Raw genomic sequence first — 26776 nt, 5'->3', positions numbered from 1 at the left:
GCCTTTCAAGACCCCTCCCCACCGGCTCGTCCCTCCGGCCGACCCGGTTTCCGGCCTGCCCGGGAACCGGTGCGCGGCCGCTGTCCCCCTGCGCGGGCGGCGTTCCCGCACCCCGCCGCCCGTGCGAACGCAGCGACCCAAGGACTCGACCATGACGGATTCCCGCTTCGTCACCGCCCCGGCCTCGCCCCGCCCCTCCGATACCGCCGCCCCGCCCGCTCCGGCCGCCGCCGGACCCGGCCACGGGCGCGAGAAGATCGCGATCATCGGCATCGGCTGCCGCCTGCCCGGCGGGGCCGGCGACCACCGGTCGTTCTGGCAGAACCTGGTCGACGGCAAGGACTGCATCACCGAGACCCCGCGCAGCCGGTACGACGTCGCCACCCTCGGCAGCCGGGACAAGGCCAAGCCCGGCCGGCTGGTCGGCGGCCGCGGCGGCTACATCGACGGCTTCGACGAGTTCGACCCGGCCTTCTTCGGCATCAGCGGCCGCGAGGCCGACCACATGGACCCGCAGCAGCGGAAGCTGCTGGAGGTGGCCTGGGAGGCACTGGAGGACGGCGGCCAGCGGCCCGCCGAGCTGGCCGGCCGCGAAGTCGGCGTCTACGTCGGCGCGTTCACCCTGGACTACAAGATCGTCCAGTTCTCGGACCTCTCCTTCGAGGGCCTGGCCGCGCACACCGCCACCGGCACCATGATGACCATGGTGTCGAACCGCATCTCGCACTGCTTCGACTTCCGCGGCCCCAGCGTCTCCCTCGACACCGCCTGCTCCTCCTCACTGGTCGCCGTCCACCTCGCCGCGCAGAGCCTGCAGCGCGGCGAGGTGGACCTCGCGCTGGCCGGCGGCACCCTGCTGCACATCGCCCCGCAGTACACGATCGCCGAGACCAAGGGCGGCTTCCTCTCCCCGCAGGGCCGCTCGCGCACCTTCGACGCCGCCGCCGACGGCTACGTCCGGGCCGAGGGCGTCGCCGTGGTCGCGCTCAAGCGGCTCTCCGACGCGCTCCGCGACGGCGACCCGATCCACGCCGTCGTCATCGGCAGCGGCGTCAACCAGGACGGCCGCACCAACGGCATCACCGTGCCCAACCCGGACGCCCAGGTCACCCTCATCGAACGGGTCTGCGCCGAGGCGGGGATCACCCCCGGCGACCTCCAGTACGTCGAGGCGCACGGCACCTCCACCCCGGTCGGCGACCCGATCGAGGCCAACGCGCTGGCCCGGGCGCTCGCCGTCGGCCGCCGCCCCGGCGACGCCTGCTACGTCGGCTCGGTGAAGACCAACATCGGGCACACCGAGTCGGCCTCCGGCCTGGCCGGGCTGATCAAGTCCGCGCTGGCCCTCAAGCACCGGCTGATCCCGCCGCACATCAACCTGGAGCGGCTCAACCCGGCGATCGACCCGGCCACCCTGCCGTACCGGATCCCCACCGAGCCCACCCCCTGGCCGGACCACCGGGGCCCGGCCCGGGCCGGGGTCAACTCCTTCGGCTTCGGCGGCACCAACGCGCACGTGCTGCTGGAGGCCGCGCCCGAGCCGGTGCCCGCGGCCGTCGCCGAGCCGTCCGTCGAGTCGTCCGTCGAGCCGTTCGCCGAGTCGTCCGTCGAGCCGTCCGCGACCCCGGCGGACGCCGTCGACCAGCCCGCCTGGACGGTGCTGCCGCTCACCGCCCGCGAGGCCGCCGCGCTGCCCGAGCTCGCCGCCGGTGTCCAGGCCGAGCTCGCCGGCGTCCGCGGCGGCACCCCGGCCCGCCCCGCCGACCTCGGCCACACCCTCGCCCACCGCCGCCAGCGCCACGACGCCCGGCTGGCGATCGTCTACGACGCCCGCGAACACGCCGCCCGCGCCTCGCTCGACGAGGCGTTCACCGCCCACCTGCGCGGCGAACCGCACCATCGGGTGGTCACCGGCCACCGCCGCGAGGCCCGGCACCGCCGGCTCGCCTGGGTCTTCACCGGCATGGGCCCGCAGTGGTGGGGCATGGGCCGCCGGCTCTACGCCACCGAACCGGTCTACCGGGAGGCCGTCGACCGCTGCGCCGAGCACCTCGCCGAGCTCACCGGCTGGTCGCTGACCGAGGAGCTCGCCGCCGACGAGGCGCACTCCCGGATGGCCGAGACCTGGCTCGCCCAGCCCGCCAACTTCGCCGTCCAGGTCGGCCTGGCCGCGCTCTGGCGCAGCCGGGGCGTCCACCCGGACGCGATCGTCGGCCACTCCACCGGCGAGGTCGCCGCCTTCCACGAGGCCGGCGTCTACGACCTGGCCGACGCCGTCAAGGTCGTGGTCCACCGCAGCCGGCTCCAGCAGAAGCTGGCCGGCACCGGCGGCATGCTCGCCGTCGCGCTCACCGAGGCCGAGGCGCTGCGCCGGCTCCGCCCGTACGGGGACGCGGTCTCGGTCGCCGCCGTCAACAGCCCCAGCTCGCTCACCCTCGCGGGGGACGAGACCGTGCTGGCCGAACTGGCCGCCGCGCTCACCGCCGAGCAGGTCTTCGCCCGGCAGCTGACCGTCGAAGTGCCCTACCACAGCGCCCGGATGGAGCTGATCAAGGACGAGCTGCTGGAGTCGCTCGCCGACCTCAAGCCCCGCCCGGCCCGGGTCCCGCTCCACCTCACCGGCCGCACGGGCACCGCGCACGGCACCGAACTGGACGCGGACTACTGGTGGGACAACGTCCGCGACACCGTCCGCTTCCGGCAGGCGGTGGAGCGGCTGACCGACGACGGCTACGGCCTGTTCCTGGAGATCGGCCCGCACCCGGTGCTCGGCCGCTCGATCCAGGAGACCGTCGAGGCCCACCCCGGCACCGCCGACCGGCCCGCGCTGCGCACGCTGCCCTCGATCCGCCGCCAGGAGGACGAACGGGCCACCTTCACCGCCTCGTTGGCCGAGCTCTTCACGCTCGGCGTCGAGGTCGACTGGACGGTGCTCCAGCCCGCCGGGCGGACCGTCCCGCTGCCGCGCTACCCGTTCCGGCGGGACCGCCACTGGGTCGAGCCGCGGGCGGTCGAGCAGGTCCGGCAGGGGCGGGTCGACCACCCGCTGCTCGGCCGTCGCCTCCCCGGCGCCGAACCGGCCTGGGAGGCCCGGCTGGACGCGGAGGCGCTGCCCTACCTGGAGGACCACCGGATCCAGGGCGACGTGCTGTTCCCGGCCGCCGGCTACCTGGAGATGGCCGTCCAGGCCGTCCGCGCGCTGACCGGCGGCACGGACGCCGCGCTGGCCGGCATCGAGCTGCGCAAGGCGCTGTTCCTGCCCGACGAGGAGAGCCGGGCCGTCCGGCTCACCCTCTCCGCCGAGCACGGCGCCTTCACCGTCGCCACCGGCGACGGCCCCGACCGCACGGTGCACACGGTCGGCACCGTCCGCCCCGGCCAGCGCCGCCGCCCCGCCCGGCCGCTGGACGTCGCGGCGGTGCGCGACCGGGCGGTCCGCCGGCTCGCCGGGCCGGACTGCTACACCGCGCTCGCCGCCCTCGGCTACCACTACGGCCCCGCGTTCCAGGGCATCGAGGAGGTCTGGATCGGGCCCGGCGAGGCGCTGGCCCGGATCCGTCCGACGGCGGCGGTGGCCGGGCAGGGGCAGCACCACCAGGTGCACCCGGTGGTGATGGACGCCTTCTTCCAGACCCTGCTGACGCCCCAGCTGCTGGCCGGGCGCCCGGACGGGGCGGGCATCCGGCTGCCGGTCACGATCGAGGAGGTCCGGCTGGACGCGGTCGGGGACCGGACGCTCTGGGTGCACGCCACGATCACCCGGGACGCCGGCCACGAACTCGTCGGCGACCTGGCGGTGCACGACGAGCACGGCGCGCCGCTTGGCGGGATCACCGGCTTCCGGGCCGCCGACGTCGAACAGGCCGCCACCGCGGTCGGCCTGGGCACCATCGACGGCTGGCTCGCCGAACCGGTCTGGACCGAACTGCCGGCCGTCGCCGACGTGCCCGGCCCGCTCGCCGAACACCCCGACCACTGGCTGCTGTTCGCCGACCGGGGCGGCGTCGCCGAGGCGCTCGCCGCGCGGATCACCGCCCGCGGCGGCAGCTGCGCACTGGTGGAGCCCGGCACCGGCTACCGGCCCGCCGAGGGCGGCCGGCCGGCCACCGTGGCGCCCGGCTCGGCCGCCGACCTCGCCCGACTGCTGGCCGACCGGCGGGCCACCGGCGCACCCGACCCGGCCGCCGTCGTCCACCTCTGGAACCTCGACCGGCCCGAACTGGCCGCCGCCGACCACGCCACCGTCGCCGCCCACACCGCCCCGGGCGCGTACAGCCTGGTCACCCTCGCGGCTCTGCTCTCCGCCGAACTCCCGGCCTGCCGCCTCCACGTCGTCACCCGCTCCGCCCAACCCACCACCCCGGACGACCCCGTCGAACCCCTGGCCGCCCCCGCCTGGGGCATCACCCGCGTCCTCCGCCACCAGGAACTCCCGGCCCACCAGGGCAAGCTGATCGACCTGGGCCCCACCGGAACGCTCACCCCACCCCCGCCCCCCGCCTCCGACGCCCACCCGGCACCCACCGAGGCCCCCGCCTCCGGCTCGGCCGCCGCCGCGACTCCCGCTGATGCCTTCGCCCCCACCTCCTCCGCTGCCCCCGCTGCGAGCGTGGCCGGGGCGGCCGTCTCGCTCGAAGCGGATGCGTTGCTGCGGGAGTTCGCGGTGGCCGACGAGGATGAGGTCGCGTTGCGCGGCGGCCGGCGGCTGGCCTGCCGGTTGCGGGCGGCGGAGGGGTTGAGCCGGCCGTTGGTGCCGAGTCTGCGGGCGGACGGCGCGTACCTGGTGACCGGGGCGTTCGGGGCGCTCGGGCGGCTGCTCTGCCGGACGCTGGTCCGGCGGGGGGCCCGGCGGCTGATCCTGGTCGGCCGCAGTGCGCTGCCGCCGCGTGAGCGGTGGCGCGAGCTCGACCCGGCGAGTCCGGCCGGGGAGCGCGCGGCGTTCCTGCGCGAGCTGGAGGCGCTGGGCGCCGAGCCGATCCCGGCGCCGCTGGACGTCACCGACGAGGCCGCGCTGGGCGCCTGGCTGGCCGAGTACCGGCGGCTGGACCGGCCGCCGATCCGCGGCGTCTTCCACCTGGCCGGGCAGGTCCGGGACACCCTGGTGGGCGAGTTGGACCGGGCGACCTTCGACGCCGTGCACGGTCCCAAGGTGCTCGGCGGGTTCGCGCTGCACCGGCAGCTGGCCGGCGAGCCGCTCGACCACTTCGTGCTGTTCGCCTCGATCGCCTCGCTGCTGACCACCGCCGGCCAGACCAACTACGCCGCCGGGAACGCCTTCCTGGACGCCCTCGCCCACCACCGCCGGGCTCTCGGTCTGCCCGCGCTGAGCCTCGACTGGGGCCCCTGGGCCACCGGCATGATCGAGGAGCTCGGCCTGATCGAGCACTACCGGCACAGCCGGGGCATGAGCTCGCTGGCCCCGGAGACCGGGATGGCGGTGCTGGAGCGGGTGCTCGGCCAGGACCGCGCCCAGCTGCTGGTGGCCACGGTGGTGGACTGGCCGGTGTTCCTCTCCTGGTACCCGGCCCCGCCGCCGCTGGTTGCGGACCTGGCCGCCGCCGCCCGGGAGGCCGCGCCGGCGGCCGAGCAGACCGGCCTGCTGGACACCCTGCGGGCGGCCGGCGAGCCGGAGCGGCTGGCGCTGCTGACCGAGCGGTTCACCCTGCTGGCCGCCACCGTGCTGCGGGTGCCGGCCGAGCAGATCGAGCCGTCCGCCGGGCTCGGCGGGCTGGGCCTGGACTCGCTGCTGGCGATGGAGCTGCGGGCCCGGCTGAGCACCGAACTCGGCACCACCCTGCCCGTCGTCGCCCTGCTCGGCAACGCGCCGGTGGCCGAGCTGGTGGCCCGGCTGCACGAGTCGCTGGCCGAGCTGCTGGCCGAGGACCCGGCGGGCGAGGGCGCGGCGGAGGTGGAGCTGTTCGAGGACGAGTCGGCCCACCCGCTGACCCAGAACCAGAAGGCGCTCTGGTTCCTCAAGCAGCTCAACCCGGACGGCTTCGCCTACAACATCGGCGGCGCCGTCGAGGTGCGGGTGGAGCTGGAGCCGGAGCTGATGGCGGTGGCCTTCCGGGCGATGGTGGAGCGCCACCCGAGCCTGCGGGCCAACTTCGTGCTGGACGGCGGCCGGGCGGTGCAGCGGATCTCGGCCGCGGTGGAGCCGGACTTCGGGGTGTTCGACGTCGAGCACCTGGAGTGGGACGAGATCCACGCGATGATCGTCCGCGAGTACCGCCGGCCGTACGACCTGGAGCGGGACCCGCTGGTGCGGTTCCGGCTGTTCCGGCGCGGTCCGGCCCGCTGGGTGATCATGAAGGCGGTGCACCACATCGTCTCGGACGCGATCTCCACCTTCACCTTCATCGAGGAGCTGCTCGCCGTCTACGAGGGGCTGCGGCAGGGCCGTCCGCCCGCGCTGCCCCCGGTGACCGCGCGCTACCTGGACTTCCTCAACCGCCAGAACGCCTTCCTGGCCGGCCGCGAGGCGCCGAGGATGCTCGACTACTGGCGTTCGCACCTGCCGGCCGAGGTCCCGGTACTCAGCCTGCCCACCGACAAGCCGCGCCCGGCGGTGCAGACCCACAACGGGGCCTCCGAGTTCTTCGTGCTGGACGAGGAGCTGAGCGCACGGGTGCACGCGCTGGCCCGCGAGCACAACGTCACCGTGTTCATGGTGCTGCTCGGCGCCTACTACCTGCTGCTGCACGCCTACGCGGGCCAGGACGACGTCATCGTCGGCAGCCCGGTGACCGGCCGCACCGACGAGGAGTTCGCCGGCGTCTACGGCTACTTCGTGAACCCGCTGCCGCTGCACGTCTCGCTCGCCGGCGAGCCGACCGTCGCCGAGCTGCTGGACCGGGTGCGGACCACCGTGCTGGGCGGGCTGGACCACCAGGAGTACCCGTTCGTGCTGCTGGTGGAGAAGCTCGGGCTGCAGCACGACCCGAGCCGCTCGGCGGTCTTCCAGGCGATGTTCATCCTGCTCCACCACAAGGTGGCCACCGAGAAGTACGGCTACCACCTGGAGTACATCGAACTCCCGGAGGAGGAGGGGCAGTTCGACCTCACCCTGTCCGCCTACGAGGACGAGGCCGAGCGCCGCTTCCACTGCGTGTTCAAGTACAACACCGACCTCTTCCTGCCCGCGACGATGGCCCGGCTGGCCGGCCACTACGTCAACCTGCTCTCCGCGCTGACCACCGCCGGGCCGGAACGGGCCGCCACCGGGCTGGAGTTGCTGGGCCGCGAGGAGCGGGCGGTGGTGCTCCGGGAGTGGAGCGGCGCCGACCGCCGGGTGCCCTACCGGGAGCCGGTGCACGAGCTGGTGCTGCGGGCGGCGGCGGCCGATCCGGCGGCGCCCGCGGTGGTGGCGCCGGCCGAGTCCGGGCCGACCGCCCGGCTGAGCTACGGCGAGCTGGCCGAGCGGTCCGGGCGGGCGGCGGCCCGGCTGCGCGCGCTGGGCGCCGGGCCGGGCACGGTGGTGGCGCTCTGCCTGGAGAAGTCGCCGGAGCTGATCGTCGCCCTGCTCGCGGTGCTCCGCACGGGGGCCGCGTACCTGCCGCTGGACCCGGGGCACCCGGTGGACCGGCTGGCGTACATGGTCGAGCACGCCGGCGCGGGGCTGCTGGTCGGGGACGACCGGGAGCGGCTCGGCGGGCTGCCCGCCCGGCTGGTCACCACCGCCGAACTCGACGGCGCCGAACTCGGCGGCGGCGACGGCGGGTTCGAGGACGTTCCGGTGGCGCTGGACGACCCGGCCTACGTCATCTACACCTCCGGCTCCACCGGCCGTCCCAAGGCCGTCCGGGTCGGCCACGGCAACCTCGCCTCGGCGTACCAGGCCTGGCGCGCCGAGTACCGGCTGGACACCGACGCGCGGGTGCACCTCCAGATGGCGAGCCCGTCCTTCGACGTGTTCACCGGCGACGTGGTCCGCGCGCTCTGCTCGGGCGGCGCCCTGGTGCTGGTCGGCCGGGAGCTGCTGTTCAACACGGCCCGGCTGGACGAGGTGATGCGCGCCGAGCGGGTGGACGCGGCGGAGTTCGTCCCGGCCGTGGTCCGCACCGTGCTGGACCACTGTGAACGGACCGGCCGGGACCTGGCGTTCATGCGGCTGCTGGTGGTCGGCTCGGACGTCTGGAAGGTCGAGGAGTACGAGCGGCTGCGGGCCCTGTGCGGCCCGCAGACCAGGCTGGTCAACTCCTACGGCCTGACCGAGGCCACCATCGACAGCGCCTACTTCGAGGGCCCGGCGGACGGGCTGGAGCCGAGCCGGATGGTCCCGATCGGGCGGCCGTTCCCGAACAGCTCGTTCCACCTGCTGGACGCGCACGGCCGGCCCGTCCCGCCGGGCGTCACCGGCGAGTTGTGGATCGGCGGCGACGGCGTGGCGCTCGGCTACGCGGGCGACGAGGAGCAGACCGCCCGCCGCTTCGCCACCCTGCCGCTGGGCGGCGCCGACGGCACCGAGCCGGTCCGGCTCTACCGCACCGGGGACCTCGCCTGCTGGGACGCCGACGGCGGGGTGCACCTGCTCGGCCGGGCCGACTCGCAGATCAAGGTCCGCGGCCACCGGATCGAGCTGGGCGAGATCGAGACCCAGCTCGCCGCCTGGCCCGAGCTGGAGCGGGCGGTGGTCACCGTCCGGCCGGACCGCGGCGGCGAGCACGTGCTCTGCGCGTACTGCGTGCCCGCGCCCGGGCGGGTGCTGGACCGGCGCGAACTCCGCCGCCACCTGGCCAGCTACCTGCCGACCTTCATGATCCCGGCGCACTTCGTCGAGCTGGCCGCGCTGCCGCTGACCGCCAACGGCAAGGTCGACACGGCCGCGCTGCCCGAGCCCCGGACGGACGCCGACGAGCAGGCGGTCGAGCCGCCGGTCACCCTCTACGAGCTCCGGATGGCCGAGCACTGGCGGGCTCTCCTGGGCATCGAGGAGCCGGGCCTCCAGCACGACTTCTTCGAGTCCGGCGGCTCCTCGATCAAGCTGATCGAGCTGATCCACGGGCTGCAGGCCGAGCTCAACATCCGGATCCCGGTCAGCCAGCTGTTCAAGGTCACCACCCTGCACGGGATGGCGAAGACCGTCGAGCACATCATCACCGGCCGGATCGAGGGCGCCCAGCCGTACCTGTGGTTCAACCAGGAGCAGCAGCAGACGCTGTTCTGCTTCCCGCCGGCCGGCGGGCACGGCCTGGTCTACCGGCAGTTCGCGGCGCACCTGCCGGAGTACCGGATGATCGCCTTCAACTACGTGACCGGGGACGACAAGGTCGACCGGTACGCGGACCTGGTGGAGGCGCTCCAGCCGGAGGGGCCGTGCGCGCTGCTCGGCTACTCGCTCGGCGGCAACCTCGCCTTCGAGGTGGCCAAGGAGCTGGAGCGGCGCGGCCGGGCGGTGCCCAATGTGGTGATCATGGACTCGCACCGGATCCCGGAGTCCTTCGACCTCGCCGACGAGCACGTCCAGGCCTTCGAGCGGGAGCTGGCCGAGCACCTGCGGCGGCACACCGGTTCGACCGCGGTCGCCGAGGAGACCCGCGAACAGGCCCGGGACTACCTGCGGTTCTGCAGCCGCACGCCCAACCTCGGGGTGGTCACCGCCGCGCTCAGCGTGATCTCGGACGACGAGAAGGTGGCGCTCTACGACGCCGGCCGGCACGGCGCCTGGCACGGCAGCTCGGCCACCCGCACGGCGGTCTTCCAGGGCTTCGGCACCCACGCCGAGATGCTCGACCGCGACTTCATCGCCCACAACGCCGGGCTCGCCCGGTCGATCCTCACCGGAGCCACCGCCCATGCGTCCTGAGACCGCCCTCGGCCTGCCCGTGCCCAACGCGCCCGCCCCCGGCCTGCCCGTCCCCGCGCGGGAGGCGGACCCGTCCGCGCTCGGCCGGCCGGAGCCGCCGCTGGCCTACCCCTTCGAGCCGAACGGGCTCGAACTCGACCCCCGCTACGCCGAGTTGCGCGAGCGCCCGCTGATCCGGATCCGGATGCCGTACGGCGACGACGCCTGGCTGGTGACCAGGTACGAGGACGTCCGCACGGTGCTCGCCGACCCGCGGTTCAGCCTGGCCGCCGCGATGGGGGAGGACCAGCCCCGGATGCGCCCGGTGGCCCGCACCGGGGCCGGCCTGTTCTCCACCGAGCCGCCCGAGCACACCCGGCTGCGCGCGCTGGTGGCCCGGGAGTTCAGCGCCCGCCGGGTCGAGGGGCTGCGCGAGCGGGCCCGCGAGCTGGCCGACGAACTGCTCGACGCCATCGTGGCGGCCGGTCAGCCGGCCGACCTGGTCGAGGACTTCGCCATCCCGATGCCGACCACCATCATCTGCGAGGTGCTCGGCATCCCGGCCGCGGACCACCGGATGCTCTGGGAGTGGGCCGAGACGGTCCTCTCCGCCGTCACGCCCGCCGAGGTGCTGGCCGTGGAGGGCCGGGCGTTCATCGACCACATGGCCGGCGTGCTGGAGCTGCGCGGCCGCGAGCCCGGCCCGGACCTGCTCACCACACTGGTCCGGGCCTGCCGGGAGCAGGGGCTGATCAGCGAGGAGGAGCTGCTCTCGATCGCCTGCGATCTGCTGATCGCCGGCTTCGTCTCCACCACCAACCAGATCGGCAACTTCTTCCACCAACTGCTGGTGAACCCGGAGGAGGCGAAGCGGCTGCGGGAGCGGCCCGAGCTGATCCCGCGGGCGGTCGAGGAGCTGATGCGGTACGTGCCGCTGCTCACCGGCTTCAGTCTGCCCCGGTACGCGACCGCCGACGTGGAGCTGGGCGGCGTGGTGATCCGGGCCGGCGAGGCGGTGATGATCGCCACCGCTGCCGCCAACCGCGACCCGGAGGTGTTCGAGGAGCCGGAGCGGCTGGACCTGGACCGCCCGGTCAACCCGCACATCGGCTTCGGCCACGGCGTGCACTACTGCATCGGCGCCCACCTGGCCCGGCTGGAGCTCCAGGTGGCGATCGAGCGGGTGCTGACCCGGCTGCCCGGCCTGCGGTTGGCCGTCCCCGAGCCCGAACTGCGCTGGAAGCAGGACGCGATGGTGAACGGCCTCCAGGCGCTCCCGATCGCCTGGTGAGCACCGTGAACACCCGAGGCGCCACCCGAGGCACCACCCACGGACCGACGAGGAAGGCTGGCATGACGACGAGGGCTGTGATGACGAAGGACGGCGGTACCAGACCCCGCCGGGAGACGATGATCATCGTCGGCGGCGGTCTGGGCGGCCTCTCCACCGGGTGCTACGCCCGGATGAACGGCTACCGGACCAGGATCTTCGAGATGCACGAGATCCCCGGCGGCTCCTGCACCGGCTGGGACCGCAGCGACTTCACCTTCGACTGGTGCATCAGCTGGCTGCTCGGCAACGGCCCGGGCAACGAGATGTACCAGATCTGGCTCGAACTCGGCGCCCTCCAGGGCAAGGAGATGCGGCACTTCGACGTGTTCAACATCGTCCGGGGCCGGGACGGCCGGGCGGTCCGCTTCTACTCCGACCCGGACCGGCTGGAGGCGCACCTGCTCGGCCTCTCCCCGGCCGACGCCGCGCCGATCCGGGAGTTCTGCGCGGGCATCCGGACCTTCCGCAAGGCGCTGGCGGTCTACCCGTTCCTCAAGCCGGTCGGCCTGATGGGCCGGCTGGAGCGCTGGCGGATGCTGGCGTCCTTCCTCCCGTACTTCAACACCATCCGCAAGTCGATCACGGTGCTGATGACCGACTACGCCCAGCGGTTCCGGGACCCGCTGCTGCGCGAGGCGTTCAACTTCATCCTGTACGAGAAGCACCCGGCCTTCCCGGTGCTGCCGTTCTACTTCCAGCTCGCCTCGCACGCCAACCAGGCGGCCGGGGTGCCCGAGGGCGGTTCGCTCGGGCTGGCCCGGTCGATCGAGGAGCGGTACCGCAAGCTCGGCGGGGAGATCACCTACAACGCCAAGGTCGAGGAGATCCTGGTCGAGCGGGACCGCGCGGTGGGCGTGCGGCTCAGCGACGGCCGGGAGTTCCGCGCGGACGTGGTGGTCTCCGCCGCCGACGGCCACACCACGGTGATGAAGCTGCTCAAGGGCAAGTACCTGAACGACACCTACCGCAGGCTGTACACCTCGCTGATCGACGAGCCGGGCCAGCTGTCGCCCGGCTACGTGTCGCTCTTCCTGGGCCTGCGCAAGCCCTTCCCGGAGGGCGACCCGTGCACCACCTACCTGCTGTCGGAGCGGGAGTCGGCGGAGCTCACCGGGATCCGCTGCCCGTCCATGAACGTGCAGTTCCGCACCCGGCACTACCCGGAGCTGGCGCCGCGCGAGTCGACGGTGGTGTTCGCGACGTACTTCTCCGAGATCGGCCCGTGGCGGGCGCTGCACGAGGGCCCGGAGCAGTCCTCCCGGGTGCGGCGCGGCGAGGAGCTGCACACCCTGCCGGTGAAGCACGGCCGGGAGTACATGGCGGCCAAGCGGCGGGTCCGCAACGGCATCGTCGGCTTCCTGGACGAGCGGTTCCCCGGCTTCAAGGACGCGGTGGCGGTGGCCGACGTGTCCACCCCGCTCACCCAGGTCCGCTACACCGGCGTCTACGACGGCACCTTCCCGGGCTGGAACCCCTTCGTGGAGGGCGCGGAGACGGTGGAGGAGGAGATCAAGAAGAGCGGTCCGGTGCTGCCCGGGCTCTCGGACTTCTACCTCTCCGGAGTCTGGGCGACCATCGGCGGGCTGATCCGGGCGGCCGCCGCCGGGCGGCACGTCGTGCAGTTCATCTGCCGGGACGACGGGCTGGAGTTCACCGCCGAGATCGACCGCAGCGCGCCGCCGCCGACGCACCTGCTGATCCCGGTGGGCCGGGTGCCGGAGCAGGCCGGGACGAGTACCGACAGTGGAAGCGACGTGGAGAACGTGGAGACGGGAGCGCTGGCATGAGGATCGAGAAGTGGGTCGTCCGGGAGCACCTGGACGGCGTGCCCGATGTGAACCGGGTCTACGAGAAGGTGGTCGAGGAGGTCGGGATCGACCTGGCCCCGGACGAGATGCTGTTCCGCACCCGGTACGTCTCGGTGGACCCGTACCAGAACGGCCTGGCGCTGGAGACGCCGATCGGCCACCACATGGGCGCGGACTCGATCATGGAGGTGGTGGAGGCCGGTCCGGAGGCGGCGTTCCGGGTCGGCGACCTGGTGCAGGGCTTCGGCGGCTGGCGCAGCCACGTCGTCCACAACGGCGCCGAGGAGCTGTGGAAGACCGGCATCTTCCCGATGGTCTTCCCGGCCTACCGCCGGCTCGACCCGGCCTGGTACGACGAGCGGCTGCCGGTCTCCACCGCGCTCGGCATCATGGGCGCGCCCGGGATGACCGCCTGGGGCACGCTCTCCTGGTTCCTGGACGTCCGGCCCGGCGACACCGTGGTGATCAGCGGCGCCTCCGGCTCGATCGGCACCCTGGTCGGCCAGCTGGCGAAGCGGGCCGGGGCCGGCCGGGTGGTCGGCACCACCGCCTCGCCGGGCAAGGCCGAGTACCTGCGCGAGCTGGGCTTCGACGACGTGGTGCGCTACGACCAGACCGACGACGCCGAGAAGGCCCGGCAAGCGCTGCTGCTGGCCGCGCCGGACGGGGTCGACCGGTACTTCGACAACCTGGGCGGCACGATCACCGACGCGGTGTTCACCATGCTCAACGTGGACAGCAAGGTGGCGGTCTGCTGGCAGTGGGCGACCACGGTGAACGGCGAGCTGACCGGGCCCCGGCTGCTGCCGTACATCATGTTCCCGCGCACCACGATCCGCGGGATCTTCGCCCAGGAGTGGTTCACCGAGCCGCTGCTGGAGCGGATGCACCGGGAGCTGGGCGGGCTGGTCCGCAGCGGGGAGATCCGCTACCACCAAACCGTGCACAAGGGGTTCGACGAGATCCCGCGGGCCTACCGGAGCCTCTACCTGGACCGGGAGGCCAACCGGGGCAAGGTGCTGGTCGAGGTGTGAGCCGGTCCCGGGCGGGCGGGAACGCCCGCCCGGGCAGACCGGTCAGTCCTCGTCCGGGCCGCCGGCGTCGGAGCTGTCCGGGGTGCCGGTGAGCGCGTAGCCCTGGCGGCGCGCCTCGTAGCAGGCCACCGTCGCGGCGGCGGAGACGTTCAGCGAGCCGACCCGGCCCAGCTGCGGCACGAACACCACCTGGTCGCAGAGTTCGAGCGCGTCGGCGGTCACGCCGCGGTCCTCGTGGCCCAGCACGAAGGCGACCGCCGGGGTCAGCTCGGCGGCGAACATCGGCACCGCCTCGTCCGCCAGCTCCAGGCCGACCACCTTGAAGCCGTCGCCCTTCGCCGCCGCCACCGCGTCCGCGACGGTGGGGAAGTGCTCCACCTTCAGGTACTTGTCGGTGCCCATCGCGGCCTTCTGCGCGCCCGAGGAGCGCACCGAGGGGGTGTCGCCGGTGAGGTACAGCTTCTCCGCGCCCATCGCGGCGGCGGTCCGGACGATCGAGCCGACGTTGAACGGCGACTGGAGGTTCTCCAGGATCATCGCGAGCCGGAACTCGTTGCCACGCCGCCACGAGCGGTGCAGCCGCTTCAGTTCGGTCCCGCGGAGCTGCTTCACGACGTCGTCCCTCGTCCACTCTCGGGGCCCTCGCCCGCCGTCGGGCGGGGCCGCGCTTCCAGAATCCGGAACCCGTTGACCGAGGCCACACGGGTGGTCGGGTAACCCTGCTCGTTCAGCCACTTCTGCAGCGAGTCCGAGCCCAGGTGCTTTTGCACCACCAGGAACGCCGAACCGTCCGGGGTGAGCCGGCCGAGCCACTGCTCCAGCAGCCGGCGCAGCGCCGCCTTGCCGATCCGGATCGGCGGGTTGGAGTAGATCGCCGCGAACCGCTGGTCGGCGGGGACCTCCTCGGGCAGCGCGGCCTGCACGTTGCCCAGCCCCAGCGCCTCGGCGTTGTGCCGGACCAGCTCCAGGGCGCGGTTGTTCACGTCCACCGCCCAGACCGGGAGCCGCTTGCGCCGGGTCGCCCAGGTCAGCGCGATCGGGCCGTAGCCGCAGCCGACGTCCAGGATCGGGCCGCGCACCCGGGGCGGCGGGGCGTGCTCCAGCAGGATCCGGGTGCCCGGGTCCAGCCGGGTGCGGGAGAAGACGCCCGCGTCGGTGGTCAGTTCCAGGGTGAGGTCCGGCAGGGTGACCGTGATCGGACGGCGCTCGCTGGCGACCTCGGGTGCACCGCTGAAGTAGTGCGAGCCGGACATGGTTTCCCCGTCGTTCGTAAGGGCCTCGGGGCCACCGGGAGGTGTGGGTAAGCCCTGCTGGTACGGCACCGATCGTACCCCGGTGGCCGGGAGGCCCGTCCGCGCGCACGGCCCGTACGGCGCGGCCGCCGTCGCGCCCGGGCGGCCGCCGACGGATACTTCCAGTACCCCCACCGGGCCGGGGGGAGCCTCCGAACAGCGAGGACGGACGCCATGCCGCAGAACCACGAGGACTACCTGGACGAGGTCGACGAGGCCGTGGAACCGGAGGGAGCGGCGGAGGAGGACGAGTACGACGAGCTGGCCGAGCGCCGCGCGCTCGGCGCGGACCCGGCCACCGACGTCGCGGACGTCGCGGAGCAGAGCCGGGTCGTCCAGCTGGACGAGGACGAGTACCGGGAGTAGTCCCCGCAGCTACAGCGCCCCGCGGCGCTGGAGCCAGCCGAACGCCGCCCAGCCCGGCAGCACCGGCAGGACGAGCGTGAGCAGTCGGAAGAGCGCGACGGCGGCCAGCGCCCCGCCGCCCTCCATCGAGCCGACCAGCTCCAGCCCCTTCGCCAGCATGCCGTCCACGACCCCGGCCCCGCCCGGCGTCGGCGCCGCGCTGCCGGCCGCGTTGCCGACCAGGAACACCACCCCGACCGAGGCGAAGGCCGGTTCCCGCCCGACCGCCCGGGCGCAGCAGTACAGGCAGGTGATCAGGGTGATCGACACCAGCAGCTGACCGGTGAAGCCGATCGCCAGCCGGCCCGGGTTGCGCAGCAGCTCCACCAGCCGGGGCAGCACCTCGGTGGTCAGCGGCCGCAGCCGCGCGGCCAGCCAGCGCCGGGCCGGCGGCACCGCCCAGACCGCGGCCAGCAGGGCGCCCGCCACCGCGAGGCCGCCGGCCACGGTCGGCAGCGCGTCCAGTTCCGAGCCGCCGGGCTCCACGCCGGTCAGGTAGACGAAGGCGCCGAGCTGGAGCAGGTGCAGCACCAGGCCGAGCAGCTGGCCGACGCCGACGCTGGACAGCGCCTGCGCGGTCGGGATGCCGGCCCGCTGGAGGAAGCGGGTGTTCAGGGCGACGCCGCCGACCCCGCCGGGGGAGACCAGCTTCACGAAGGAGCCGGCCAGCTGGACGAGCACGGCGTTGCGGAAGTCCAGCCGCTCCGGGACGAAGCCGACGAAGCCCATCGCCGAGACGACGTGGCTGGCGGCGGCCGCGAGCAGGGCCAGCACGAGCCAGAACGGGTCGGCGTCGGCGACGGCGGCGATCGGGTTCTGCTCGCTGACGAAGAACTGGGGCAGCAGCAGCCAGCCGGCCGCCACGCCGCCGACGACGACGAGCAGGGTGCGGGGGCGCAGTCGCTCCAGCTTGACCGGGCGGACCGGCGCCTGCGGGCGGCTGCGGAGCACCTCGGCGCGGATCTCGTCGAGCAGGTCTTGGACGGGCCCGGCCGGTGCGGGGGTCTGGTCGTGCCGCCCGGGGGCCTTGTCCCCCTGGGCCGGGGTGCTGCCGCGCTGGGCGGGGGTGCTGTCGTGCCGGGCGCCGGCCTTGTCGGGCCGGGCGGGGACGGCGGCGGTGCGGCGGGCGGCGGCGGCCCGCTTGAGGGCGTGCCGGGTCTCCCGGGCCAGTGCGATCGGCTGCAGCAGCGGCAGCGCCGCGCCGACCGCGTCCGGGCCGAGCACCGCCACCGCCGCGCGGACCGACCGCTCGGCGCCGACCCGCAGGGCCAGCGTGGTCAGCAGCTGGGCGATGTCGGCGCGCAGCACCAGTTCGCTGGCCGCGATGTCGCCGTCCGCGAAGCCCAGCAGGTGCACCGCCCCGGCGCCGTCCACCAGCAGCGCGGACGGCACCAGCGCCCGGTGCGAGATCTCCCGCCGCTGGAGCAGCGCCAGCTGGCCCCAGGCGTCGGCGAGCAGCGCGTCGGTGAGCTCCTCGTCGGCCAGCTCGTCCAGGGTGCGGCCGGGCAGCCGCTCGTAGGCGACCAGCGCGGTGTCCGGGCCGAGCTCGGCGGTGGCGGCGATCCGGCAGGTGCGGACCCCGGCGGCGACGGCCGCGTAGGAGACCAGCGCCTCGTGCTCCAGCCCGGTGCGCAGCGAGCGCAGGGCGCGCGGGTGCGGGGCGGTGCGCAGCCGCAGCCGGCGCCAGGCCCGCTGCACCAGGGCGGCGGTGACCGCCTGCCGGTCGAGCAGCTGGACGTCGAGTTCGGGGCGGCCGGAGGTCTGGCGGACCAGGTAGCGGTCCGGGCCGGCCGGGGTGGCGGCGACCGGGCGCAGGCCCGCCCCGCGCAGGGTGTGCAGCAGCTGCGCGGGCCCCGGCGTCGGGTTGGGGGCGCCGACGGCGTAGCGGGTGCCGTGGGCGGCCGTCCAGCCGATCAGCAGCCCGAGCAGCAGGGCGGTCGGGGTGGCGACCCCGCCGGCCAGCCCGGCCAGGGCGGCGAGGGTGAGGGCGATCCGGGGCACCCGCCGTTCGCGGGCGCCGGAGGCGATGAGGAAGGCGAGGACGGGGGCGAGGTAGCCGTACACCGGCTCGGTGTGGGTGAGCGGGTCGCCCGGCAGCGGCTGGGTGAGCGCGGAGACCAGGGAGAACGGTGCCGAGCCGTCGATCCAGAGGTCGAGGGCGAGCGAGCCGCCGTACGCCAGGACGGCGGCCAGCAGGCCGTCGGCGAGGTGCTGGAGGACGTGCCGGCGGTCGCGGGTGCCGTCGAGCAGCCGGCGGGCGGCCGAGTAGCCGGGGACGAGGAGCAGCGCGGCGGTGGTGAGGCCGGTGGCGAGGCCGCCGAGCGGGTGCGGCACCAGGCGGGCGGCGTCGGCGACGTCGGCGGCGATGCCGTTGGTGGTGGCGCGGGCGTAGTCGGCGAGCAGCAGGGTGAGGGCGATCGCGGCGAGGCCGGCCAGCAGCCGGATCAGCGCCACGGGCTGCCGGACCCGGCCGGTGCGGGCTATGCCGGGGGGTGTCGGCGGGTGCTGCTCGGTGGTCGCGGGTGTCGCCGTCGGTGCCGATGACGGTGCCGATGACGGTGCCGCCGTCGGTGTCGTCGGTGCCGTCGCCGGAGCGGGCACCCCGTCGGCGGTGGGGGCACCGCGGGTGCCGCTGCTCGTTCTCCCCGTCACGTTGACCACGGATGGCATGCTCCCATGCGGGGCCGTCCGGCCGGGGCGTGTCTCGGGGCGCGGGCCGGGCCGGGCGTCACTACTCTGCGTCCATGAGCGCCTGCGAAGACCTCGCCGCCGCACCCCGGGACATCGCGGCCCTGCCGCCGGCGGACGGCTGCGCCGACTGCCTGGCGCAGGGGCGCCGGGACTGGGTGCATCTGCGGGTCTGCCTGGACTGCGGCCACATCGGCTGCTGCGACTTCTCGCCGCAGCGGCACGCCACCGCGCACTTCCACAACAGTTCCCATCCGGTGATCCGGTCCTACGAGCCGGGTGAGGACTGGCGCTGGTGCTACGTCCACGAGCTCATGGGTTGACGTCCCGGCGGTCATGGGTTGAGGTGTAATCCAGGGCCAATCGGGACATAAGGCCCGTATGCCCGTACACCTGTACGGCCCCCGGCCGACGTCCGGCGATCGTCCGACGATCGGGTCGACGTCCGTCCGGCCGGCGGGGCCGCCGAAGGGAGGCCGACGATGACCAAGCGAACACCCGGCAGCACCCACAAGCTCCGCCGTGGCACCCAGGAACTGCTCGAACGGCGGGGCATGGCGATGAGCCCCACCCCCGTCCCGCCACGGCTGGGCGGCGGCGGTCCACAGGCCGGCGCCGGCGCGTACGCGAGCACGTCCGCCTTCCGGCACGGCGGCCGGGACTCCGGGGCGGCGGTCATGCACTCCGCGCCCGCGCAGCACGCCGAACTCAAGGGCCACCGCCACCGCGGCGCCGAGAAGCACAGCGCGCACTGAGGGCACTGAGCGCACCGACTGTCCCGCCCTCCTGGTCGCCGCCCTGGTCACCGCCCTGAGCTCGTGTCAGGACGGTGGCCAGGGGGGATCGGTGGCGTTGTCGGTGGCCTGCGGTACCTTCGTGCCGATCGACGGAGCGGTGACATTGGGGGCAGGGCGATGGCCGAGCTGATGACGGATTCGGTGACCGGGTCGGTGACCGAGTCGGTGACCGAGGAGCCGGTCGAGCTCCAGCTGGAGCGGTACCGGACGGAACTCACCGGCTACTGCTACCGCATGCTCGGCTCCGTCTTCGAGGCCGAGGACGCCGTGCAGGACACCATGGTCCGGGCCTGGCGCGGGTACCGGGGCTTCGAGGGCCGGGCGGCGCTGCGCTCCTGGCTCTACCGGATCGCCACCAACGTCTGTCTGGACGCGCTGAACGGCCGCAACGGCCGGGCCCGTCCGATGGACCTCTCCGGCCCGTCCACCGTGGCCACCGCCTCCGGCGCCCAGCTGCCCGAGGTGCACTGGATCGGCCCGGCGCCGGACGGCCGGGTGCTGCCCGAGAGCGGGGACCCGGCCGAGGTGGCCGCGCAGCGCGAGTCGGTGCGGCTGGCCTTCGTCGCGATGCTCCAGCGGCTGGCGCCCCGGCAGCGGGCCGTGCTGATCCTGCGCGAGGTGTTCGGCTGGCGGGCCAACGAGGTCGCCGAGCTGCTCGGCGTCACCGTCGCCTCGGTCAACAGCGCGCTCCAGCGGGCCCGGGCCGCGATCGCCGCCGACCCCGCGGCCGCCCGGCCGGCGCCCGTCCTGGACGAGGACCACCAGGCGCTGCTGGCCCGGTACGTCACCGCCTTCGAGGCGTACGACATGGACGGCCTGGCGGCACTGCTGCACGAGGACGTCACGCTCAACATGCCGCCGTACGAGATGTGGCTGGCCGGGCGCGGGGAGATCCGCGACTGGATGCTCGGCCCGGGCTGCGGCTGCCGGGGCTCCCGGCTGGTGCCGGTCACGGCCAACGGCAGCCCGGCGTTCGCGCAGTACCGGCCGGGTGCGGAGGGCGGGCACGAGCCGTGGGCGCTGATCGTGGTGGAGGTGTCAGAGGGCCGGATCACGGGGCTCACCAACTTCCTCGACACCGATGTGCTGTTCCCGCTGTTCGGGCTGCCGCCGCGGCTGGCGGCCGGGCAGGAGCTGCCCGAGGTCGGGTAGCCCCGCGCCGTCCGGTTCGACCGGGAGGACGCCCCCGTCGATCGGGAGGCCGCCCCCGTCGACCGGGAGGACGTCGGCCAGCCCGCTGAACGCGATCAGTTCGCGCAGCGGGCCGCCGGCGTTGCGCAGGGCCAGCCGGACGCCGTGCCGGGCGGCGGCGCGTTTGAGCCGGGCCAGGGCGTCGACGACGGCCAGGTCGGCGGTGCGCAGGGCGGCCAGGTCGCAGGTGAGGTCCTTGGATTCGGTGTTCACACAGCTGAGACCGGCCGGGCGGACCGCTCTCATCGGCCGGTCCGAAGTTTTTTGGAAAACTTCGCCGAGGAGCGATGAGTTTCCGATGAGCCCCCGGTCTAACTCTTCGAAAGCGCGGCACCGAGCGGCGCACACTTCGAACAGAGGACAGCGACACCATGACCGAGAACCTCGGCACCGTGACCATCACCCGCGAGCTGCCCGCCGCCCCGGCGGACGTCTTCCGCGCGTACGTCGAGCCCGAGCAGTTCGTCCGCTTCTGGGGCCCGGTCGGCACCCACGTGCCGCTGGCGACCGTGACCATCGAGCCGCAGGTCGGCGGGCGCTTCGACAGCACGATGGTGATGGACGAGACCGGCGACGAGTACCCGGTGCGCGGCCGGTTCACCGCCATCCGCGAGGGCGAGCTGCTGGAGTTCCTGGAGGAGGGCGTCGGCATCCTCGGCCGGATCACCCTGGTCGACCTGGGCGAGGGCCGGACCAAGGTGATCATGCAGCAGGAGAACGTCCCGGCGATGTACCTGGGCCCGGAGGCCGAGGCCGGCCACAACTCCTCCTTCGACCGGCTGGTCGCGCACCTGGAGGAGCGCGCCGCGGGCCGGAGCTGAAGCGGCGGCGGGCGCGGCTGGCAGAGTGGGGCCCTGTTGCCCCGCGATCGAGGAGGTCCGCCGTGCCGGCCGAACCGTTGAAGTCCCGTGAAGAGTGGTTGGCCTCGCTGCCGCGCGTCTACGCGGCGGCGGGGTGCGTCCTGCGGGACGAGTCCGGGCGGATCCTGATCGTCAAGGCCGGGTACCGGGAGCACTGGCAGTTCCCGGGCGGGACGATCGACCTGGGGGAGGGGCCGGCCGAGTGCGCCGCCCGGGAGCTGGAGGAGGAGACCGGGATCGTCCGGTCGGCCGGGGAGCTGCTGGCGATCTCCTGGACCCACCCGTCCGGTGAACTCGACCATCCGGCCGGGCACTTCCTGTTCGACTTCGGCACCGTCCCGGACGGCACCCCCGTGACCGTCCCGGCCGGCGAACTGGACTCCCACCGCTGGGCGAGCGACGCCGAGGCGCTCGAACTGCTGGGCCCGGCGCGCTCGTTGCGGCTGCGCGCCGCACTGGAGGCGAAGGCCGACGGGCGGGTGCGGATCGTCACCACGCACGTGTCGGGCTTCTGAAGTCCTCCGTGCGGCACGGGAGTTCCGGGGCCCCGCCCGTCCCTGGGCGCGTTGTCCCGGGGCCCCGGAACGGTCCGGGTCAGGCCTGCTCGCCGCCGTCCTCCGCGCTCGACGCGATGAACGCGGCGAGCAGCTCGGTGACGAAGGTCTCGACCTCCGCCTTCTCCACGCCGAGGTCGTCGAGCACCCCGGCGCCGTTCTCCAACTCCAGCAGGGCGAGCAGGATGTGCTCGGTGCCGACGTAGTTGTGGCCGAGCTTGAGCGCCTCCCGGAAGGTCAGCTCCAGCGCCTTCTTGCCCTGCGCGTCGTACGGGATGAGCGCCGGAACCTCGGCGGCGGCGGCCGGCAGGGCGGCGGTCGCCGCCCGCCGGAGCGCCTCCGAGGTGACGCCCTGGGCGGACAGCGCCTTGACGGCGAGGCCCTCCGGCTCGGCGAGCAGGCCGAGCAGCAGGTGCTCGGCGGTGATCTCGGCGTTGCCGGCCTGGCGGGCCTCCTCCTGGGAGACGATCACCACGTTGCGGGCCCGGTCGGTGAACCGGCCGAAGCCCTGGCTCGGGTCGAGGTCGTTGGGGGCGCCCGGGTCCTTGGGGACGAAGCGCTTCTGGGCGGCCTGCTTGCTGACGCCCATGCTGCGGCCGATGTCGGTCCAGGAGGCGCCGGAGCGGCGGGCCTGGTCGACGAAGTGGCCGATCAGGTGATCGGCCAGCTCGTCGAGGTGGTCGGCGGCGATGACGGCGTCGGAGAGCTGGTCGAGCGCGTCGCTGTGGATCTTCTTGATCGCGTCGATCAGGTCGTCGAGACGCAGGGACGTGGTCTTGGGAACGATCGGATTCTCCATAGCGTCAACCTTAGGTTGTCGATCCGGGATCGTCAACCATCAGTTGACGCTATGGAGAGTTGATCTCTTTCAGTCCTTCTTCTCCCAGACGTACGCCGCCGAGACCGGGTGGCTGCGGTACTTCTCCCACTTCGGCTTCAGTGCGATCCACCCGTCGTCCACCACCGCCTCGCGCATCTCGACCAGCGTCCAGCCCGCCGCCAGACCGGCGGTGAGGTGGTCGGAGACCAGGTGGACGTGGGTGGTGATGGCGACGTCCGAGCCGTCCGCGCCGGTGAAGTGGGTCGGCATGCCGGCCGCCATGATGAAGTACGGGTGCAGGCCCACCAGCACGCAGCGCCCACCCGGACGGGCCAACCGGAACGCCTCCCGGTAGTACGGGCCGAGGTCGGCCAGGTGCTCGTCGATCAGCGAGGAGACCACCAGGTCGTAGGCGCCGGCGGCCAGCCCGGTGGCGGCCACGTCGCCCTCGGTCAGGCTGTCGTGGGCACCCCGCTCCTTGGCTCGCGCGAGCATCTCGGGCGTGAGGTCCACCCCGTCCAGCACCAGGCCCTCGCCGGCCCGGCCGCGCAGCCAGGCCCCCGTCCGCCCGGTGCCGCAGCCCAGGTCGGCGGCCCGGCGGACGTCCGCCCAGGCGGGAACGGCGAGCCGGTCGAGTACGGCGAGGTCCATCGCGTCCTCGACGGTGTCCTCGTAGGTGGCCACCCAGCCGGCGTAGCCGGTCCGGACGTCCACGGTGGGGTAGTTACGGGTGTCGAAGTCGGAGAAGTCCACCATGCGGGCAGTATCGTCCGCACTCCCGACCGCCCGCGAACGGTTTTCCGACTCTCCTCCCGTCTCAGAAGGTCAACTTGAACCCGTCGTGACTGCGGTCGAACCCCAGCGAGGCGTAGAACCGGTGCGCCTCGGTACGGCGCTTGTTGCTGGTCAACTGGACCAGCGTGCAGCCGCGCGTCCTGGCCCGCTCGACCGCCCGCACCATCAACTCGCGCCCGAGCCCGGCACCCCGGCGGTCCGCCCGCACCCGGACGGCCTCGATCAGCGCCCGCTCCGCGCCGCCCCGGCCGAGACCCGGGATGTAGGTCAGCTGGAGGCACCCGAGCACGGTGCCGTCTCCCTCGTCCAGCACCATCACCTCGTTCCGGGTATCGGCGTCGATGTCGTCGAAGGCGCGGGCGTAGGCTTCGCTGATCTCGACGGTCGCGGGGTCGGTCACCCCGTCCTCGTCGATGAGCAGCGCGACGATGGCGGGCAGGTCCTGGCGGGTGGCGGTACGGAAGATCACGCCCGGAGTGTGACAGACGGGAGCAACGGCATGCGGATACTCACCCTGCCCGAGGCCGAGGTGCCCGGCGAACTCAAGCTCCAGGTAGCCGCGTTGCAGCACCAGGCCTGGCCCGACCCGGCCGGCCCCACCGCCGCCCCCGTCCATGACCCGGCCCTGCACCCGCTCTCCCTGCTCCTCCTCGACGGCGACCGCGTGGTGGCCGCCCTGGACATCCTCTCCAAGCCCCTCCATCACGCCGGCCGGACGTACGCGGCCAGCGGCCTGAGCGCCGTCGTCACGGACCGCGCCGTACGCGGCCGCGGCCACGGCCACCACCTCGTCACCGCCGCCCGCACCACCATCGAACGCAGCGGCGCCGACCTCGCGATCTTCACCTGTGACCGCGAGCTGCTCCCCTTCTACGAGCGCGCCGGCTTCTCTCTCCTCCCCGGCACCACCCTCATCGGCGGCACCCCCGAAGCCCCCTTCCCCAGCGACCAGGAGGGCTTCGACAAACTCACCGTCGCCACCTTCCTCACCCCTCAAGCCCGTCACCACCGCCCTGACTTCCTCCACACCCGCATCGCCCTCCACCCCGGCGAAATCGACAAACTCTGGTAGCCCATCGCGAGCGTGGAGTAGGAAGTCGGCCCGTCCGACTTCCTACTCCGGCGGCACTGCACGACGTCGTCGGCGGCCGATGAGGATCTGGCGGCAACGCCAGCGAGTGGCCCAGGACTCGGCCCGCCCCATGCCGGCCATCAGGGCGGATGTGAAGAACAGCCACCAGACCAGTCGGCCGACGGCGGGCTGGTCCGGATCCACCAGGCTGGAGGCTCCGTAGGCGATGGTTGTGGCTCCCATGAACACTCCGGAGAACACGAGGAGTTCGACTCGGCTCGGCTTCATGCCACCCGCCCGGTGAAGGTGCCCCATCCGTGGACGAGCTCATCGGTAGGGCCGGCCTTGAACTCGCACCAGACGATCTTGCCCGCGCCCCGCGCTTCCCAGCCCCAGTCGTGGGACAGCGACTCCACCAGCAGCAACCCCCTGCCGCGCGTCGCAAGCTCGCCCGGCGAATCCGCGTCGGGTAGGAGGGGAGAGCTGTCGGCCACCTCGATGCGCACCCGTCCGCCGGTCCAGCGGACCGCGACACGGCACCGGTCACCGGTGTGCTCGACGGCATTGGCGATCAGCTCGCTGGTGCACAGCTCCAGTTCTTGGAGGGCATCCTCGGACAGCGCGACCCGCCAGGTCCGGACGATCTCCGAGACCAGTCGACGGGCCGCCGGTACGGCTTGGACGTCCGCGTCGACGCCCCATTCCTGTGGCACCGGGAACGATGCCGTGTTCATCGGGCTGATCATCTCGGCCGGTCCGGCACATCAAGGGGCTTGGCGAACAAGGGAGCCTCCGGCTTGAACTCGGGCAAGCGATCCCGCGCGGCGGGATCGCTTGCAGAAAAACAAGCGCTCCCCCCTGCTGTGATCGACTGGTCGACCAATGAGGTCATCTCCAGGAAAACAGCTGGCAGTTAGCAAGAACCAGAGCGTTCCTGGTGCAGTCCTGACGCATACTCAATGCATCAGGGGCCCTGGCCTGGGCTGATGTCTCAGTAGAGCGAAGGGGCAGGCGGGATGGCGCTCATCAGGCGGCAGCTAGCACGGCGGCGGAAGGCCGTCGGCTACAGTCAGGAGTCCTTCGCGGCGGCACTGGGCGTTGATCGTTCGACGGTCGCCCGCTGGGAGCGAGGCGAAACTGAGCCGCAGCCGCATTTTCGACCCAAGCTTGCCGAGCTTCTCGAAGTCACCACCGCCGAGCTCGAAGCACTTCTGTCACCGCTGCACCACGACAACGTGTCGCCAACTGTCGTTCTTTCCGATGAAAGAACCCCATCCGCCAGTCTCGTTATGTCCCAGATCTACTTCGATGCGAGTGACGTTGATGATATGAACCGTCGAGAGTTCCTACAGATACTGAGCATCACAGGAGCCCTGGCCGCGTTGCCGCCGGGCGAAGGAGTCGCGGCGGCCGGGAGCCACACCGGATCGCTTTCCATGGCTGATCTTGACCGGTATGAGCAGCTCAACACGCACCTGTGGCAGGCCTTCTCGATGGCGCGCTCAAAGACTGCAACCTACCCGCTGGTTCGCGATCAACTTGGTGCACTGGTCGAAGGGTTCGATCGGGTTCAAGGCGAGGACGCACACCGTCGCCTTTGCATGCTCTCGGCGGATCTGTTCCAGCTGATCGGTGAGGTCTTCTTCGACAGCAACCGGTATACCGACGCCGCCCACTGCTACCACCTTGCCGCCAGTGCTGCCAGGGAGGTCAGGGCGCACGACCTCTGGGCGTGCGCCCTGACTCGGCATGCGTTCATCAGTCTGCATGAACGACGGTTCGGCAAAGCGGTGTCGGTGCTCAATGCGGCCACCGCGGTGGCTCGGCGGGGTGATGGGCAACTATCGACCCGTCATTGGGTGGCCGCCGTCCAAGCGGAGGCGTTCGCCGGCCTTGGCGACCTTGATTCGTGCGGTCGGGCTTTGGAACTCGCCGGTCAGGTGCATGAGGTGGGAGGCGAGGTTCACAATGGGGGGTGGCTCCGATTCGATGGCTCTCGTCTGGCCGAGGAACGTGGCACCTGCTTCGTGCGGCTCGGGCGCCCCGACCTCGCGGAGGAAGCCCTGGGTGAGGCACTGGCTCAGCAGCTGTCCCCGCGTCGCAGGGGAAGCGTCCTCACGGATTTGGCCATACTCGGCGTCCAGCGCCAGGACACCGACCTGCTCCTGACGCATGCGGAGGAAGCTCTGGATCTCGCCCAAACGAGCGGATCGGGCTATATGAGCCACAAGCTGCGGGAACTGCACGAGCATCTTGAGCCGTTCAAGGCCGACCGGCGCATCTCTGCTCTGAGTAGCCGGATCGCCGGCTTGCCCACGACCGCATCCTGAGATGACGAGAGGA

At 73.1% G+C, this 26776-nt stretch carries 21 protein-coding genes; 12 read left to right on the top strand and 9 right to left on the bottom strand.

The window, feature by feature from the left end:
* The first annotated feature begins 151 nt into the window (after positions 1-151).
* The 4 genes from AB0N76_RS00520 to AB0N76_RS00505 all read left to right on the top strand — a co-directional run bounded on the left by AB0N76_RS00520 (position 152) and on the right by AB0N76_RS00505 (position 13959).
* Positions 152-9805, top strand: coding sequence for an amino acid adenylation domain-containing protein (locus AB0N76_RS00520; RefSeq protein ID WP_363551982.1), 9654 nt, complete (start codon positions 152-154; stop codon positions 9803-9805).
* Positions 9795-11075, top strand: a complete 1281-nt coding sequence (locus tag AB0N76_RS00515) for a cytochrome P450 (RefSeq protein WP_363551980.1) — start codon at positions 9795-9797, stop codon at positions 11073-11075. Before AB0N76_RS00520 ends, AB0N76_RS00515 begins: the two co-directional genes overlap by 11 nt.
* A 62-nt stretch (positions 11076-11137) precedes the next feature.
* On the top strand, positions 11138-12904 hold the full coding sequence (locus AB0N76_RS00510; RefSeq protein ID WP_363551978.1) for an NAD(P)/FAD-dependent oxidoreductase: 1767 nt from the start codon (positions 11138-11140) through the stop codon (positions 12902-12904).
* Positions 12901-13959: an NADP-dependent oxidoreductase gene (locus AB0N76_RS00505; RefSeq protein ID WP_363551976.1), complete on the top strand. Its 1059-nt coding sequence runs from the start codon at positions 12901-12903 to the stop codon at positions 13957-13959. The genes AB0N76_RS00510 and AB0N76_RS00505 overlap by 4 nt, the downstream gene beginning before the upstream one ends.
* Before the next feature lie 42 nt (positions 13960-14001).
* On the opposite strand, the gene AB0N76_RS00500 is transcribed toward AB0N76_RS00505, so the two are convergent.
* Positions 14002-14571, bottom strand: coding sequence for a TrmH family RNA methyltransferase (locus AB0N76_RS00500; protein WP_363551974.1), 570 nt, complete (start codon positions 14569-14571; stop codon positions 14002-14004).
* Entirely contained in the window at positions 14568-15212 is a 645-nt protein-coding gene (locus AB0N76_RS00495; protein WP_363551972.1) for a methyltransferase, read from the bottom strand. The genes AB0N76_RS00500 and AB0N76_RS00495 overlap by 4 nt, the downstream gene beginning before the upstream one ends.
* A 213-nt stretch (positions 15213-15425) precedes the next feature.
* Between AB0N76_RS00495 and AB0N76_RS00490 the strand changes: the two genes are divergently transcribed.
* Complete coding sequence (locus tag AB0N76_RS00490) at positions 15426-15617, top strand: hypothetical protein (protein ID WP_363551970.1); 192 nt, start codon at positions 15426-15428, stop codon at positions 15615-15617.
* Positions 15618-15626: 9 nt separating this feature from the next.
* On the opposite strand, the gene AB0N76_RS00485 is transcribed toward AB0N76_RS00490, so the two are convergent.
* A complete protein-coding gene (locus tag AB0N76_RS00485; RefSeq protein WP_363551968.1) occupies positions 15627-18110 on the bottom strand; it encodes a lysylphosphatidylglycerol synthase transmembrane domain-containing protein in 2484 nt (827 codons plus the stop codon).
* A 290-nt stretch (positions 18111-18400) separates the two neighbouring features.
* Between AB0N76_RS00485 and AB0N76_RS00480 the strand changes: the two genes are divergently transcribed.
* The 3 genes from AB0N76_RS00480 to AB0N76_RS00470 all read left to right on the top strand — a co-directional run bounded on the left by AB0N76_RS00480 (position 18401) and on the right by AB0N76_RS00470 (position 20293).
* Positions 18401-18667, top strand: a complete 267-nt coding sequence (locus AB0N76_RS00480; protein WP_363551966.1) for a UBP-type zinc finger domain-containing protein — start codon at positions 18401-18403, stop codon at positions 18665-18667.
* 159 nt (positions 18668-18826) lie between these two features.
* Positions 18827-19099 (top strand): hypothetical protein, encoded by a 273-nt coding sequence (locus AB0N76_RS00475; protein WP_363551964.1) that lies wholly within the window; start codon positions 18827-18829, stop codon positions 19097-19099.
* 171 nt (positions 19100-19270) lie between these two features.
* On the top strand, positions 19271-20293 hold the full coding sequence (locus AB0N76_RS00470) for a sigma-70 family RNA polymerase sigma factor (RefSeq protein ID WP_363551962.1): 1023 nt from the start codon (positions 19271-19273) through the stop codon (positions 20291-20293).
* Here AB0N76_RS00470 and AB0N76_RS00465 read toward each other — a convergent pair.
* A complete protein-coding gene (locus AB0N76_RS00465; protein ID WP_363551960.1) occupies positions 20180-20578 on the bottom strand; it encodes an STAS domain-containing protein in 399 nt (132 codons plus the stop codon). The genes AB0N76_RS00470 and AB0N76_RS00465 overlap by 114 nt on opposite strands.
* A gap of 125 nt (positions 20579-20703) precedes the next feature.
* Between AB0N76_RS00465 and AB0N76_RS00460 the strand changes: the two genes are divergently transcribed.
* Together AB0N76_RS00460 and AB0N76_RS00455 are read left to right on the top strand one after the other, a co-directional pair.
* The gene (locus AB0N76_RS00460; RefSeq protein WP_363551958.1) at positions 20704-21153 is read left to right on the top strand and encodes an SRPBCC domain-containing protein; all 450 of its coding nucleotides are present in this window, start codon (positions 20704-20706) and stop codon (positions 21151-21153) included.
* A 62-nt stretch (positions 21154-21215) separates the two neighbouring features.
* Positions 21216-21707 (top strand): NUDIX hydrolase, encoded by a 492-nt coding sequence (locus tag AB0N76_RS00455; RefSeq protein ID WP_363551956.1) that lies wholly within the window; start codon positions 21216-21218, stop codon positions 21705-21707.
* 79 nt (positions 21708-21786) lie between these two features.
* Here the strand turns inward: AB0N76_RS00455 and AB0N76_RS00450 are convergent, their stop codons facing one another.
* From AB0N76_RS00450 to AB0N76_RS00440, 3 genes are all read right to left on the bottom strand, one after another.
* Positions 21787-22545 carry a Clp protease N-terminal domain-containing protein gene (locus AB0N76_RS00450; protein ID WP_363551954.1) on the bottom strand — a complete coding sequence of 253 codons (759 nt, stop codon included), beginning with the start codon at positions 22543-22545 and terminating at the stop codon, positions 21787-21789.
* A gap of 69 nt (positions 22546-22614) precedes the next feature.
* A complete protein-coding gene (locus AB0N76_RS00445; protein WP_363551952.1) occupies positions 22615-23322 on the bottom strand; it encodes a class I SAM-dependent methyltransferase in 708 nt (235 codons plus the stop codon).
* Between the two features lie 61 nt (positions 23323-23383).
* Positions 23384-23830, bottom strand: a complete 447-nt coding sequence (locus AB0N76_RS00440; RefSeq protein ID WP_363551950.1) for a GNAT family N-acetyltransferase — start codon at positions 23828-23830, stop codon at positions 23384-23386.
* Between the two features lie 30 nt (positions 23831-23860).
* Here AB0N76_RS00440 and AB0N76_RS00435 point away from each other — a divergent pair, with 30 nt between their 5' ends.
* Positions 23861-24433 (top strand): GNAT family N-acetyltransferase, encoded by a 573-nt coding sequence (locus AB0N76_RS00435; protein ID WP_363551948.1) that lies wholly within the window; start codon positions 23861-23863, stop codon positions 24431-24433.
* 42 nt (positions 24434-24475) lie between these two features.
* Here the strand turns inward: AB0N76_RS00435 and AB0N76_RS00430 are convergent, their stop codons facing one another.
* Both AB0N76_RS00430 and AB0N76_RS00425 read right to left on the bottom strand, forming a co-directional pair.
* Positions 24476-24676 carry a hypothetical protein gene (locus AB0N76_RS00430; protein WP_363551946.1) on the bottom strand — a complete coding sequence of 67 codons (201 nt, stop codon included), beginning with the start codon at positions 24674-24676 and terminating at the stop codon, positions 24476-24478.
* A gap of 41 nt (positions 24677-24717) precedes the next feature.
* Positions 24718-25167 carry an ATP-binding protein gene (locus tag AB0N76_RS00425; RefSeq protein WP_363551944.1) on the bottom strand — a complete coding sequence of 150 codons (450 nt, stop codon included), beginning with the start codon at positions 25165-25167 and terminating at the stop codon, positions 24718-24720.
* A 282-nt stretch (positions 25168-25449) separates the two neighbouring features.
* Between AB0N76_RS00425 and AB0N76_RS00420 the strand changes: the two genes are divergently transcribed.
* Complete coding sequence (locus AB0N76_RS00420) at positions 25450-26763, top strand: helix-turn-helix domain-containing protein (protein ID WP_363551942.1); 1314 nt, start codon at positions 25450-25452, stop codon at positions 26761-26763.
* Positions 26764-26776 lie beyond the last annotated feature (13 nt).

Source organism: Kitasatospora sp. NPDC093806 (assembly GCF_040683335.1).
Classification (GTDB): Bacteria; Actinomycetota; Actinomycetes; order Streptomycetales; family Streptomycetaceae; genus Kitasatospora.
This window is presented reverse-complemented; position numbering and strand designations above follow the sequence as displayed.